The sequence below is a fragment of the Jhaorihella thermophila genome, from assembly GCF_900108275.1.
GTDB lineage: Bacteria > Pseudomonadota > Alphaproteobacteria > Rhodobacterales > Rhodobacteraceae > Jhaorihella > Jhaorihella thermophila.
Genome location: NZ_FNVD01000009.1, coordinates 138,704 through 152,102, shown reverse-complemented (window position 1 = coordinate 152,102; position 13,399 = coordinate 138,704). Strand labels below are relative to the sequence as shown.

General features: G+C 64.8%; 16 protein-coding genes. 12 read left to right on the top strand and 4 right to left on the bottom strand.

What is annotated here, in order from left to right; translation table 11 throughout:
• Positions 1–7 precede the first annotated feature (7 nt).
• Positions 8–1,075, top strand: coding sequence for a cysteine synthase A (gene cysK / locus C4S70_RS12250; protein WP_104008386.1), 1,068 nt, complete (start codon positions 8–10; stop codon positions 1,073–1,075).
• A gap of 130 nt (positions 1,076–1,205) precedes the next feature.
• Positions 1,206–1,778 carry a Tll0287-like domain-containing protein gene (locus C4S70_RS12245; RefSeq protein WP_104008418.1) on the top strand — a complete coding sequence of 191 codons (573 nt, stop codon included), beginning with the start codon at positions 1,206–1,208 and terminating at the stop codon, positions 1,776–1,778.
• Positions 1,779–1,785: 7 nt separating this feature from the next.
• Here C4S70_RS12245 and C4S70_RS12240 read toward each other — a convergent pair whose 3' ends face one another.
• Complete coding sequence (locus C4S70_RS12240) at positions 1,786–2,796, bottom strand: GlxA family transcriptional regulator (RefSeq protein WP_104008385.1); 1,011 nt, start codon at positions 2,794–2,796, stop codon at positions 1,786–1,788.
• Between the two features lie 219 nt (positions 2,797–3,015).
• Here C4S70_RS12240 and C4S70_RS12235 point away from each other — a divergent pair, with 219 nt between their 5' ends.
• The 3 genes from C4S70_RS12235 to C4S70_RS12225 all read left to right on the top strand — a co-directional run bounded on the left by C4S70_RS12235 (position 3,016) and on the right by C4S70_RS12225 (position 5,521).
• The gene (locus C4S70_RS12235) at positions 3,016–3,654 is read left to right on the top strand and encodes an ATP-dependent Clp protease proteolytic subunit (protein WP_104008384.1); all 639 of its coding nucleotides are present in this window, start codon (positions 3,016–3,018) and stop codon (positions 3,652–3,654) included.
• A 173-nt stretch (positions 3,655–3,827) separates the two neighbouring features.
• Positions 3,828–5,096 (top strand): ATP-dependent Clp protease ATP-binding subunit ClpX, encoded by a 1,269-nt coding sequence (clpX, locus tag C4S70_RS12230; protein WP_104008383.1) that lies wholly within the window; start codon positions 3,828–3,830, stop codon positions 5,094–5,096.
• Between the two features lie 65 nt (positions 5,097–5,161).
• A complete protein-coding gene (locus C4S70_RS12225) occupies positions 5,162–5,521 on the top strand; it encodes a RidA family protein (protein WP_104008382.1) in 360 nt (119 codons plus the stop codon).
• A 120-nt stretch (positions 5,522–5,641) separates the two neighbouring features.
• On the opposite strand, the gene C4S70_RS12220 is transcribed toward C4S70_RS12225, so the two are convergent.
• From C4S70_RS12220 to C4S70_RS12210, 3 genes are all read right to left on the bottom strand, one after another.
• Positions 5,642–6,700: a YeeE/YedE family protein gene (locus C4S70_RS12220; RefSeq protein ID WP_104008381.1), complete on the bottom strand. Its 1,059-nt coding sequence runs from the start codon at positions 6,698–6,700 to the stop codon at positions 5,642–5,644.
• Positions 6,701–6,763: 63 nt separating this feature from the next.
• The gene (locus C4S70_RS12215) at positions 6,764–7,126 is read right to left on the bottom strand and encodes an ArsR/SmtB family transcription factor (protein ID WP_104008380.1); all 363 of its coding nucleotides are present in this window, start codon (positions 7,124–7,126) and stop codon (positions 6,764–6,766) included.
• A gap of 55 nt (positions 7,127–7,181) precedes the next feature.
• A complete protein-coding gene (locus C4S70_RS12210; protein ID WP_104008379.1) occupies positions 7,182–7,616 on the bottom strand; it encodes a thioredoxin domain-containing protein in 435 nt (144 codons plus the stop codon).
• A 164-nt stretch (positions 7,617–7,780) separates the two neighbouring features.
• Here C4S70_RS12210 and C4S70_RS12205 point away from each other — a divergent pair, with 164 nt between their 5' ends.
• The 7 genes from C4S70_RS12205 (at position 7,781) to soxB (ending at position 13,323) form a co-directional block, all read left to right on the top strand.
• Positions 7,781–8,542, top strand: coding sequence for a cytochrome c biogenesis CcdA family protein (locus tag C4S70_RS12205; protein WP_104008378.1), 762 nt, complete (start codon positions 7,781–7,783; stop codon positions 8,540–8,542).
• 29 nt (positions 8,543–8,571) lie between these two features.
• Positions 8,572–9,165: a thioredoxin family protein gene (locus C4S70_RS12200; RefSeq protein ID WP_104008377.1), complete on the top strand. Its 594-nt coding sequence runs from the start codon at positions 8,572–8,574 to the stop codon at positions 9,163–9,165.
• A 179-nt stretch (positions 9,166–9,344) separates the two neighbouring features.
• On the top strand, positions 9,345–9,740 hold the full coding sequence (gene soxX / locus C4S70_RS12195) for a sulfur oxidation c-type cytochrome SoxX (RefSeq protein ID WP_104008376.1): 396 nt from the start codon (positions 9,345–9,347) through the stop codon (positions 9,738–9,740).
• Between the two features lie 45 nt (positions 9,741–9,785).
• Positions 9,786–10,202, top strand: coding sequence for a thiosulfate oxidation carrier protein SoxY (gene soxY, locus C4S70_RS12190; RefSeq protein ID WP_104008375.1), 417 nt, complete (start codon positions 9,786–9,788; stop codon positions 10,200–10,202).
• A 47-nt stretch (positions 10,203–10,249) separates the two neighbouring features.
• Positions 10,250–10,579, top strand: coding sequence for a thiosulfate oxidation carrier complex protein SoxZ (gene soxZ, locus C4S70_RS12185; RefSeq protein ID WP_104008374.1), 330 nt, complete (start codon positions 10,250–10,252; stop codon positions 10,577–10,579).
• 29 nt (positions 10,580–10,608) lie between these two features.
• Positions 10,609–11,475, top strand: a complete 867-nt coding sequence (soxA, locus tag C4S70_RS12180) for a sulfur oxidation c-type cytochrome SoxA (RefSeq protein WP_104008373.1) — start codon at positions 10,609–10,611, stop codon at positions 11,473–11,475.
• 150 nt (positions 11,476–11,625) lie between these two features.
• Complete coding sequence (gene soxB / locus C4S70_RS12175) at positions 11,626–13,323, top strand: thiosulfohydrolase SoxB (RefSeq protein WP_104008372.1); 1,698 nt, start codon at positions 11,626–11,628, stop codon at positions 13,321–13,323.
• The last annotated feature ends 76 nt before the right edge of the window (positions 13,324–13,399 follow it).

The window sequence follows — 13,399 nt, the reverse complement described above, 5'->3', positions numbered from 1 at the left end:
GGCACCCATGACACGCCAGACCGAGGGACGCGGGCGTCTTTACGACGACATTCTGGATACCGTGGGCAACACGCCCTGCATCCGCATCAACCGCATCGCGCCGGAACACGTCACCGTCTATGTCAAGTTCGAGGCGTTCAATCCCGCAGGCTCGGTCAAGGATCGGCTGGCGCTGAACATCATCGAGGCGGCCGAGAAAAGCGGCGCGCTGAAACCCGGCCAGACCGTGGTCGAGGCGACCTCGGGCAACACCGGGATCGGGCTGGCCATGGCCTGCGCGGCCAAGGGCTATCCGCTGGTGGTGACCATGGCCGAAAGCTTCTCGGTCGAACGCCGCAAGCTGATGCGGTTCCTCGGCGCCAAGGTGGTGCTGACGCCCAAGGAACTCAAGGGCTTCGGCATGTATCAGAAGGCCAAGGAACTGGCCGAGGCGAACGGCTGGTTCCTGGCCCGCCAGTTCGAGACAGAGGCCAATGCCGACATTCACGAACACACCACCGCGCGCGAGATCATGGCGGATTTCGCGGGCAAGCGGCTGGATTACTTCGTTTCCGGTTATGGCACTGGCGGGACCGTCTCGGGCGTCAGCCGGGTGCTGCGGCGTGAACGGCCCGAGACGAAGATCGTCCTGACCGAACCCGCCAACGCCGCGCTGGTGGCCTCGGGCACCGGGCAGGACCGCAACCAGGACGGTGAACCCGCCGCCAGCCACCCGGCCTTCGAGCCCCACCCGATCCAGGGCTGGACGCCGGATTTCATCCCGCTGGTGCTGCAGGAGACGCTGGACGAGCGCCGCTATGACGAACTGATCCCCGTGGCCGGCGCCGAGGGCATCGCCTGGGCGAAACGGCTGGCGGCGGAAGAGGGGATTTTCTGCGGCATCTCGGCGGGCTCCACCTTTGCCGTGGCGATGAAGGTGGCCGAGACCGCCCCCGAAGGATCGGTGATCCTGGCCATGCTGCCGGATACGGGCGAACGCTATCTTTCGACCCCGCTCTTTGACGGGATCGAGGCGGACATGGATGCCGAAGAGATCGCCCTGATGCGCTCGACACCCGGTTATCAGATGGGCTGATTCCGGGCGCGGCCTTTGGTCGCTTGTGCCGGGTTGCGGGTTCACGTCGCGGCCCGGCAATCGTATTCCGAAAATCTTATATATCTTGCCCTGATGAACAGGCCGAAGATTGCCGAGGAAAGGAATGACGATGAAACGGGACTTTTCGATTGCCCTTCTGGCCGCAATGCTGTGCGCCGGTGCCGCATCGGCTCAGGACAAGGCCGGGCTTGTCGAGGAAGCAAAGACCCTGATCCAGCAATTCGGCGGGACACTGAAGGCCGAACTGCAGGCCGCGATGAAGGAGAAGGGGCCGGTTCACGCGATCGAAGTCTGCAACACCCGCGCGCCCGAGATCGCGGCGCGGATTTCGGCCGACAGCGGCTGGTCGGTCGGCCGGTCCAGCCACCGCCTGCGCAATCCCGCGAATGCGCCGGATGCCTATACCGCCGCGGCCATCGAAGAGTTCCTGAAACGCCAGGACGCGGGCGAAAAGCCCGACACTCTGGTCAAGGCCGAAATCGTCGAAGAGGACGGGCACAAGGTGTTCCGCATGGTCAAGGCGATCCCGACCGGCGGCGTCTGTCTGAACTGTCACGGCGGCGATCAGGTCAAGCCCGAGGTCGAGGCCGCGCTGGCTCGGCTCTATCCTCAGGATCGGGCGCGCGGCTTCCGCAGCGGCGAGATGCGCGGCGTGTTCACGCTCTCCAGACGGCTCGACTGACCCGGCCTCAGGACCAGCTCTTGCGGAAGAAATGCGGGCTCGCGCCAAAGCGGGCCTTGAACTGGCGCGAGAAATGCGTGGCGCTGGAAAATCCGCTGGCCAGCGCGATCTCGGTCACCCTCATCGAGGTTTCGCTCATCAGCGCATAGGCGTGATTGAGCCGCATCTCGTAATAGACCTGCTTGGGCGACTGGCCCAGGTATCGCTGGAACAGCCGTTCCAGCTGGCGGCGCGAAATGCCGAGTCTTGCGCACAATTCGGCGATCGACAGCGGATCCTCGATCGCCTCCTGCATCAGTTGCAGCGCGGTCAGCAGGCGCGGGTTGCGCGACCCGATCGCCACCGCATAATTCGACTTCTGCGGCGCGCTGTTGCGGCCGGCGCGCATGTGCAGGCACATGTCTGCGACGATGATCGCCAGATTCTTGCCGTGCTGTTCCTCGATCAGCGTCAGCATCAGGTCGGTGGCCGCGTTGCCGCCGCCGCAGGTCATGTAGCGGCCCGAAATCTCGTAGATGCCGGGCGACGGCGCAAGGTCGGGAAAGGCCTCCACGAATCCCGGCTGGTTCTCCCAGTGCAGGGTGAAACTTTGCCCGCGCAGCAGCCCCGCCTGTGCCAGCGCGAAGGCGCCGGTGCAGATCCCGCCCAGCCGCCGGCCGAACCGGTCCTCGTGCCGCAGCCAGTTGAGCGTGGCCTCGCCGGCGGCGTGCTGCGGCTCGACCCCCGAACAGACGAAGCCGGTCGCCTCGGACGGCAGGGGCTGCAACGCCATGTCCGGCGTGACCGTCATGCCGTTGGAGCAGGTCACGGGCCGGCCGTCCTCGGTCATGATGAACCAGCGGTAGAGCTCGCGCCCCGTGACCTGATTGGCGATCCGCAACGGCTCTATCGCGCCGGCCACCGGCAGCATGGTCGCCTTGGGCAAGAGCAGGAAATAGAAATCGCGCGGCGGTCCGTCATAGGCGACCGGCAGGCTCGCCGCCGCGCCTTTCTGAACGAAACGGTCCCGGTCCGTCATCCTGTCTCCATCCCTTGCGAGGCCCTCACCATACCCCGAATACGCCGATCGCGCGACCGGTTGCGCATAGTCCCGCACGTGACCGTCCGCAAGGGGGGCGATTGCGGGGCACGCGCAATTTCTCCCGCGGCCCCTTGCAGCGCCCAAGGGGCGACACTAAGACTCGGGTAACCGAAAACCGGGTATCGTCCCGACCGACCAGAAGAGCAGGCAGCCGACATGTTTGATCCCATCGACACCTACAACAACACTCTGGTCCCCATGGTGGTGGAACAGACCAGCCGGGGCGAGCGCGCGTATGACATCTTCTCGCGCCTGCTGAAGGAACGGATCGTGTTCGTCAACGGCCCGATCCATGACGGGATGTGCCACCTGGTCGTGGCGCAGCTCCTGCATCTGGAGGCCGAGAACCCGAAAAAGGAAATCTCGATCTACATCAACAGCCCCGGCGGCGTGGTGACCTCGGGTCTGGCGATCTACGACACGATGCAATACATCAAGCCGGCCTGCTCGACGCTGGTGATCGGCCAGGCGGCGTCGATGGGCTCGCTGCTGCTGGTGGGCGGCGAAAAGGGGATGCGCTTTGCCCTTCCCAACAGCCGGATCATGGTGCACCAGCCCTCGGGCGGCTATCAGGGGCAGGCCACCGACATCATGATCCACGCGGCCGAGACGCAAAAGCTCAAGGACCGGCTCTATGACATCTATGTCAAGCATACCGGCCAGCCGAAGAAGGAAATCGAACGGGCGCTGGAGCGCGACAATTTCATGAGCCCTGAAGAGGCCAAGGAATGGGGCCATATCGACGAAATCGTCGAAAGCCGCGCCCGCCCCGAGGAAGAAGAGAACAAGGGCTGATTTCCGCATGGCGTGTCGCAGTCACGTCATCTTGCCGTTCCGTGAGGGTTCAGCGGCAATTTGAGATTGTGGCACCCGGCCCGCTGGCCTAAGCTGACCAGACAGGTGGGTGACTCTTTCCCGCGACCGCGGGGCCACAGGCGGAAATCGGAGCCCGGAAAGGTAGACTGACGATGGCAACCAAGAACGGCGGCGACAGCAAGAACACGCTCTACTGCAGCTTCTGCGGCAAGAGCCAGCACGAGGTGCGCAAGCTGATCGCGGGCCCGACCGTGTTCATCTGCGATGAATGCGTCGAACTGTGCATGGACATCATCCGCGAGGAAACCAAGGCCTCGGGGCGGAAGGCCACGGATGGCGTGCCGTCGCCCAAGGACATCTGCGCGGTGCTGGACGATTACGTGATCGGCCAGGCCCGGGCCAAGCGGGTGCTGTCGGTGGCGGTGCACAACCACTACAAGCGGCTCAACCACGCGCAGAAGGCCACCAGCGACATCGAACTGGCGAAATCCAACATCCTGCTGATCGGCCCCACCGGCTGCGGCAAGACGCTGCTGGCGCAGACGCTGGCGCGCATCCTCGACGTGCCCTTCACCATGGCGGATGCCACCACTCTGACCGAGGCCGGTTATGTCGGCGAGGACGTGGAAAACATCATCCTGAAACTGCTGCAGGCCAGCGAATACAACGTGGAACGCGCCCAGCGCGGCATCGTCTATATCGACGAGGTGGACAAGATCACCCGCAAGTCGGAAAACCCCTCGATCACTCGCGACGTGTCGGGCGAGGGCGTGCAGCAGGCGCTGCTGAAGCTGATGGAAGGCACCGTGGCCTCCGTCCCGCCGCAGGGCGGGCGCAAGCATCCGCAGCAGGAATTCCTGCAGGTGGACACCACCAACATCCTGTTCATCTGCGGCGGCGCCTTCGCCGGGCTCGACAAGATCATCGCCCAGCGCGGCAAGGGCTCGGCGATGGGTTTCGGCGCGGATGTGCGCGACAATGACGAACGCAACGTGGGCGAGATCTTCAAGGATCTCGAACCCGAGGATCTGTTGAAATTCGGTCTGATCCCGGAATTCGTCGGCCGTCTGCCGGTGATCGCCACGCTTGAGGATCTCGACGAGGATGCGCTGGTGCAGATCCTGACCAAGCCCAAGAACGCTCTGGTCAAGCAATACCAGCGCCTGTTCGAGCTGGAAGACGTCGAACTGGTCTTCACCGACGATGCGCTCAAGGCGATCGCCCAGCGCGCCATCGAACGCAAGACCGGCGCGCGCGGCCTGCGCTCGATTCTCGAGGACATTCTGCTTGATACGATGTTCGACCTGCCCAGCCTCGACAGCGTGACCAAGGTCGTGGTCAACGAAGAGGCCGCCCGCGGCGAGGCAGCACCCCTGATGATCCACGCCGATGCCGAAAAGGAACCGGCCACGGCAGGCTGATCCGCGCGGCGACGGCATCCATCACGGCCCGGTCTTCCGGGCCGTTTTCATTCGGAGGACACCCCATGACCATCACCCGTATCTCCTCGGGCGGCGAATTCGAACCCCGTGTCGGCTATTGCCGCGCCGTGGTGGCGGGCGGCTTCGTCCATGTCGCGGGCACGGTGGGGCAGGGCGATACCGTGACCGAACAATGCCGCTCGGCTCTGGCGACGATCGGGCGGGCGCTGGAACGGGCCGGCTCCGGCTTCGACCGCGTGGTGCGCGTCACCTACATGCTGCCCGACCGCACCGAATTCGAACCCTGCTGGCCGATCCTGCGCGACACGTTCGGCCCCAACCCGCCTGCCGCGACCATGATCGAATGCGGCCTGATCGATCCGAAATACCGTATCGAAATCGAAGTCACCGCGCTCGCCCCCTGAGCCGAACCCGCTTCTTTCTGGTGGCAAATACCCCGGGGTTTGGGGCAGCGCCCCAATCCGCACGCAGTGCCAGAAGCCGCGCGCCGCAGGCGCACCTTCGGGTTCGCCCGAGCCGAACCGTCACTCCGCCGGCCGGAAACCCTCGATCAGCTGCCGCAGCCCGATCGCCGCGCCCGCCAGGATCGCGGCGAAGGTCACCGGCGCGCTGTAGGCCAGTACGCTGAAGGCGCTCATCCCCTGGCCGACGGTGCAGCCCAGCGCGATCACCGCCCCGGCGCCCATGATCGCCGCACCGATGATCTGGCGGCGCAACTCGCGCGGGTCCTCGCAGGCCTCCCACCGGAAATGGCCGCGCAAGAGCGAACCGATGAAGGCCCCGGTCCAGACCCCGGCAACCGACCCCACGGCAAAGGAGACCGGCCGCACGCTGCCGGTCATGAAGAACAGCACCGTCTCGCCCACCGGCGCGGAAAAGGAATGCGACACCACCGGCAGATCCTCGAAGCCATGCGCGTTCACCCATGCCGTTCCGGCCCAGCCCGATACGATCGCCAGCCCCACCACCACCGACCAAAGGATCGCCTTCGGTTCGGACAGGAACGCAGGCGAGGCCAGCGCGCCGGCGCAGATCGCCAGCCCGATCGCCAGCCCGATCGCCGTGACCGGCAGCCCGGTGACGGCAGCCAGCCCCTGCGCCAGTCCCGGCGGCATGTCGGTCGTGACCGGCTCCTGGTGGAACAGGAAATCCCGTAGCGGAGCCAGCGGCCCCATCAGCACCACATAGGCGGACACCCCCAGCACCAGCACGATCACGAAGGATCGCAGGTCGCCGCCACCCAGCCGCGCGATCGCGCCATAGCCGCAATTGCCGGACAGCGCCATGCCATAGCCGAACATCAGCCCGCCCACCACCGACGCCGCGGGCGCCCAGCGGATCGAAAGGTAATAGGTCTGCGTCGGCTCCAGAAGCCCCGCCGAGATCAGGCCAAAGGTGCCGACCACCGCGGTGCCGATCGCCAGGATCCACATCCGCATCCGCACCCCGCTGCCGCCATACAGCAGATCCTCGATCGCACCCAGCGTGCAGAAACGCCCCAACCGCGCGGCCAGCCCGAGAAGCACGCCGCCGAACAGGCCCACCAAGGCCACCATGTGGCTTTCGGCCACCCAGTCGGGCATCGGTCGTCTCCTCCTCCGACGATGACCCTGTTCCGGAAAGTCTTGCGGAATTCGCGGCGCCGATCAACCCCGCGCCGTACCGACGTCCTGGCAGTCGTCGCTGCAGAAGAGATCGTAGATGACCTCGAGCACTTTCTTGGGCCGGTCGTCGGCCAGCCGGTAATAGATCGCCTTGCCCTCGCGGCGCGGAACCACCAGCCCTTCGAGCCGCAGGCGCGACAGCTGTTGCGAAACCGCGGCCTGGCGCGCCGACAGAAGCTCTTCAAGTTCGGTCACCGATTTCTCGCCGGTGACCAGGTGGCACAGGATCATCAGCCGGCCTTCATGACTTAGCGCCTTGAGAAAGTTCGAGGCGGTGGTCGCGCTGTCCAACAGCTTGTCGAGGTCGGCCTCGTTCATGTCGGGCGACAGTTTCGGAAGCGTCATCCGGTCGGTCCTCGTTCACCTTGCGCTGCGGGCGGTCGAATCCCGCATGCTGTTATCACGTTTTCCCGGTCGCGCCAGCCTCGATGATTTCGGCGCGGATGGGCTGTGTCCCATCCGCATCGGCAGGCGCGGCGGGATCAAAGCCCGCATGTTCTGCCACCAGCGCCGTCAGCAGCGGCCAGAAGAAGTCCGCGCCCGGATAACCTTCGAGCCGGGCCAGTTCCCGGTTGTTCTCGACGATCAGAAAGGTCGGCGTATAGGCGACCCGACGCGCCACCGCCAGGTCCTCGCGCAGTGCCCGCAGATCGACCTGCCGCAGCGGGGCAAAGCGCCCCTCGCTGGTGTTGGAATAGGACGGCCCAATCTCGGTATGCCAGCGCTCGCACCATTCGCAGCCCGGCTGCTGGACCATCACCAGTTCGACCGCCATCGCCTGGGCAGCCAAGAACAGAGCGACGAATCCGCCGCCAATCAGTCGCCCGAGGGCCATCTGCCACGCTCCCTGTCCGTCAATCGTTGACGCAACGCTATTTTATAACATAATATGAATGTGTGAATAGGTCAAGATAGGTGCGACAGGACAACGCGGACCGTGGCGTTGCGGCATCGGCGGCGCCGGGATACGGCCCTCGCGCGCCGTGCGGGCTCCGGTGGATGGTCGTCCGGGGGAGAGTGGAGCATGCTCTAGATTTCCTATTTCGGCGCGCTTGCGGGGGGTTGTTGAGCTTCTTCACGCCCTGCGTGCTGCCGATGGTGCCGTTCTACCTGTCCTACATGGGCGGGCTCAGCATCGCCGAGCTTCGCGGCGACGACGAGATCGCCCCGGGCGCGCAAAAGCGGCTTTTCGTGTCGGCGCTGTTCTTCGCGCTGGGCGTGACCACGATCTTCATGATGCTGGGCATGGGCGCAACCGCTCTGGGCCAGCTCTTCAGCCAGTATCTGCAGCCGCTGTCCTACGTCGCCGCGGCGATCCTTGTGGTGTTCGGCCTGCATTTTCTGGGTGTGATCCGGGTTCCTCTTCTCTACCGCGAGGCGCGGATGGAAAGCGCGGCCGCGCCCAGCACGATCCTTGGCGCCTACCTGATGGGGCTGGCCTTCGGCTTTGGCTGGACGCCTTGCGTCGGGCCGGCGCTGGCCTCGATCCTGTTCATCGCCTCGGGCATTGGCGAGATCTGGCGCGGTGCGTTTCTGCTGTTCGTCTACGGGGCGGGAATGACCGGCCCGTTCATCATCGCCGCGCTTTTCGCCAAACCGTTCCTGGCCTTCGTCCGGCGGCGCCGCGCCGCCTTTGCCTGGGTGGAAAAGGGAATGGGGGCAATGCTGATCCTGTTCGCTGTTCTGATCGCGACCGGCGGGGTGAACCTCATCGGCCAGTGGATGATCGAGATATTCCCCGGCTTCGCGCGGATCGGTTGACCCGAGTTCCGGATTTTTCGGGAGGAGAGATGAAAGCGATAGTTTCCAAGTTTGTTATGATTCTTCTGGCGGGGGCCTGGCTGGCCCTGCCGGCGGCGGCAATCGAGATCGGCGACGACGGTCTGCACAAGCCCGACTGGCTGCGCGACACCTTCAAGGATCTGCCGGAGGATTTCGCCGAAGCCACCGCCGAGGGGCGCCGGGTGGTGCTTCTGGTCGAGCAGCGCGGCTGCATCTACTGCAGAAAGATGCACGAAGAAACCTTTCCCGATCCGCGGATCGACGCGCTGCTGCGCACGCGGTTCTATCCGATTCAGATCAACCTGCATGGCGACATCGAGATCGTTGACACCGACGGCGAGGCGCTGACCGAAAAGAAGGCGATGCGCAAGTGGAACATACTGTTCACACCCACGCTGATTTTTCTGCCGCGCGAGCTGGACGCATCCCGGTCGGCAATCGAACAGGCGGTCGCGGTGATGCCGGGCGCGTTCGGGCGCGGGACCACCTTCGACATGCTGAACTGGGTTCTGGAAGAGCGCTACCTGAACGAGGACGAGGAGGATTTCCAGCGCTATCACGCCCGGATGATTCGCGAACGCAACGACGGCAGGACGGAATGACACCTGCCGCAGGGGCAATAAGTGCATGATAATTTTATTTTATTTACCCTGGGCGGCCAGCAACTTTCCTAAAAATTCATGATCGCGAATTTGTTGTTGCGAAAATCCGGGCCTGTCGCTTACGCTAGGTCCGGGGACAGATAAAAAGCCGTGACCGTAACGGCAACCAGGGAGGAGACATGAAGCCGACGACACTGACACTGGCCGTGTCGCTGACGGATACGCCCGGCGACCCGGTCGAGGGCGCTTCGATCGCGGGTTCCAAGAAAAAGGGCAACTGCGTGGCCTGTCATCAGGTCTCGGCCCTGCCGGACGTGCCGTTCCAGGGCGATGTCGGCCCGTCGCTGGACGGGGTCGGCAACCGCTGGGATGCGGCGCAGCTGCGTGGGATCCTGGTGGATGCGAAGAAGACCTTTCCGGATACTGTGATGCCGTCTTTTCACAAGATCGGGGGGTTCATCAGGCCCGGCAACGGATTCACCGGCAAGGCCGCGAAGGAAGGCGAACTGAAACCGCTGCTCGGCGCCCAGCAGATCGAGGACGTGATCGCGTTTCTGGCTACGCTGAAGGAGTGAGCCGTGCCGGCGCGCGTTTCACCTGGCTCTAGGAGGAGGAATGGAATGGAATTCACACGTCGCGAAACCCTCGCCATCGGCGCAGGCGCTGCGGCCCTGGCGGTGCTGCCGATCCGGGGGATGGCATCGGTCGACGAGGAAATCGCCGACTTCACCGGCGGTGCGGAGGTCGTCGAGGGCGGCGTCACGCTGACCGCCCCCGAGATCGCCGAGAACGGCAACACGGTGCCGATCAGCTTTGACGCGCCGGGCGCGGTCGCGGTTCGGATCATCGCCACCGGCAACCCCAGCCCCAAGGTGGCGACCGTGAACTTCGGTCCGCTGGCGGGCAACCAGTCCTGCGCGCTGCGCATCCGCCTGGCCAGGACCCAGGACGTTCTGGCCATCGCCAAGATGGCCGATGGCAGCTTCAAGAGCGCCAAGGTGGCCGTGAAGGTGACGATCGGGGGCTGCGGCGGCTGATTGCCCGTCGGCATCGACCGATCCCCGAGATACAGGAGAATTGAAACATGGCATCTGCTGTCAAACCCCGCGTCAAGGTTCCGAAGTCGGCCGCTGCCGGCGACGTCATCACCATCAAGACGCTCATCAGCCACAAGATGGAAAGCGGTCTGCGCAAGGACAAGCAGGGCAATCCGATCCCCCGTCAGATCATCAACCGCTTTACCTGCGACTTCAACGGTCAGAACGTGATCGACATCACGCTTGAACCGGCGATTTCCACGAACCCCTACATCCAGTTCTCGGCCAAGGTGCCCGAGGCGGGCGAGTTCGTGTTCAAGTGGTTCGACGACGACGGTTCGGTCTACGAAGAAAGAAAAACGATCGCGGTCGCCTGAACGGCCGGACGGGGAGGAGAAGAAAACGCATGACCAGAACAAGAGGGACCCAAACCCTTGCCGCGTTGGCGGCGGCTTGCGTGCTGGGCGCGGCCGCCCAGGCCGGCGAAGTCGACCATCCCGAGCTGGTGATCAACGGCGAGACCCGGATCACCGTCGAGGCACCGGCTCCGGACCATCTCAAGGACCGGTTGGACACGATCTATTCCGGCTGGGTGTTCCGGTCGAAGGAGACCCAGGCGCTGGAGATGGACGACTTTGACAATCCGGCGATGGTGTTCGTCGACAAGGCCTGGGAGGTCTGGAATACGCCCGACGGGTCCGAGGGCAAGTCCTGCGCGGATTGCCACGGCGCCGTCGAGGAAAGCATGAAGGGCGTGCGCGCGGTCTATCCGAAGTGGAACGAAACCGCCGGCGAGGTGCGCACTCTTGCGCAGATGGTGAATGAGTGCCGGACCGAGCGGATGGGCGCGGACGCTTGGAAGTACGCCGGCGGCCAGATGGCGGCGATAAAGGCGCTGATCGGCCTGCAGTCGCGCGGCATGCCGGTCAATGTGGCGATCGACGGGCCGGCGCGCGCGACCTGGGAGAAGGGCCGGGAACTCTACTACACCCGGACCGGCCAGCTCGAACTGAGTTGCGCCTCCTGGCACGAGCAGAACTATGACAGAATGATCCGGGCCGACCATCTGAGCCAGGGTCAGATCAACGGCTTCCCGGTCTATCGCCTGAAGAATGCCAAGCTGAACACGGCTCATGCGCGGTTCAAGGGCTGCGTGCGCGACACCCGTGCCGAGACCTACAAGCCGGGCAGCCCCGAATTCGTGACGCTCGAGCTTTATGTGGCCAGCCGCGGCAACGGCCTTTCGGTCGAGACGCCGTCGGTGCGCAACTGAGGATGGTTTTCGGGCCGCCGATGGCGGCCCGACCGAGGCGGGGGGCGCTGCCCCCCGCACCCCCCGGAGTATTTTCCGCAAGATGAAGGGGGGGCGCCCGGCGGGGCCGGGCGTATCGGGCCAGGGCTCTTCAAACCGTCTGGGGGGAACATGATCTCGCGGCGCGATTTTCTGCAGGTATCAATGGCGGCGGCGGCGCTGCTGGGGTCTTCGGGGTTCGGCAACTGGGCGCGGCTGGCCGCGCGGCAGGCGCTGACCCAGGACCAGTTGCTGGCGTTCGAAACCTTCGGCAATGTCAGCCTGATCCATGTTACCGACATCCACGCGCAGCTGAAGCCGATCTGGTTTCGCGAGCCGGAGGTGAACCTGGGCGTGGGCGAGAACCGCGGGCAGGTGCCGCATATCACCGGCGCGGCGTTCCGGCGGCTCTACGGGATAGAGGATGGCAGCCCGCTGGCCTATGCGCTGACCCATGATGATTTCGTGGCGCTGGGCCGGGCCTATGGCCGGGTCGGCGGGCTCGACCGGGTGGCGACCGTGGTGAACGCGATCCGGGCCGAGCGGCCGGATGCACTGCTGCTGGATGGCGGCGACACCTGGCATGGATCCTATACCTGCCATCACACCGCCGGTCAGGACATGGTCAACGTGATGAACGCGCTGAAGCCCGACGCGATGACCTTTCACTGGGAGTTCACGCTGGGCAGCGAGCGGGTGCGCGCACTGGCGGGCGAGCTGCCCTATGCGGCCCTGGGGCAGAACATCTTTGACGCCGAATGGGACGAGCCGTCGGAGGATTTCAAGCCCTATGCGTTCTTCGAGCGCGGCGGAGCGAAGGTCGCGGTGATCGGCCAGGCCTTTCCCTACATGCCGATCGCCAATCCCCGCTGGATGTTCCCCGAATATTCGTTCGGCATCCGCGAGTCGAACATGCAGGCGATGGTGGACGAAGCGCGGGCGCAGGGCGCCGAACTGGTGGTGGTGCTGAGCCACAACGGCTTTGACGTCGACAGGAAGATGGCCGGGCGCGTGCAGGGCATCGACGTGATCCTTTCGGGTCACACCCATGACGCGCTGCCCGAGCCGGTGCAGGTGGGCCAGACCTACATCATCGCCAGCGGCTCGAACGGAAAGTTCGTCAGCCGTGTCGACGTGGACGTGCGCGATGGCCGGATGATGGGGCTGAAACACAAGCTGATCCCGGTCTTCGCCGACGTGATTGCGCCGGATCCGGCCATGTCGGCGCTGATCGACGAGCAGCGCGCGCCGTTCAGGGCGCAGCTGGAAGAGGTGATCGGGCGGACCGAGAGCCTGCTGTATCGCCGCGGCAATTTCAATGGCACCTGGGACGACCTGATCTGTCAGGCGCTGCTCGAGGAGCGCGAGGCCGACATCGCGCTGTCGCCCGGGGTGCGCTGGGGACCGTCGCTGATGCCGGGCGAGGACATCACCCGCGAGGCGATCTTCAACGTGACCGCGATGACCTACGGGCAGGCCTATCGTACCGAGATGACCGGCGAATTCCTGAAGATCGTGCTCGAGGACGTGGGCGACAACCTGTTCAACCCCGATCCCTATTACCAGCAGGGCGGCGACATGGTGCGCGTGGGCGGCATGGGTTTCCGAATCGACATCTCGAAACCGCAGGGGCAGCGGATTTCGGAGATGACGCTGCTGAAGACCGGCGAACCGATCGATCCGGCGAAATCCTATGTCGTGGCCGGCTGGGCCAGCGTCAACAAAGGCACCGAGGGCCCGATGATCTGGGACGTGGTGGAACGACATGTGCGCCGCAAGGGCGTTGTGGAGGTGCCGCCGAACCGCTCGGTCAAGGTGGTCGGCGCGTGAGGAATGTTGAACCCTTGGTGATGGAACAAAGCAGGGAATGGGCGGTTTGAGTCATTGGTTTTCAATGTGGCAAGGG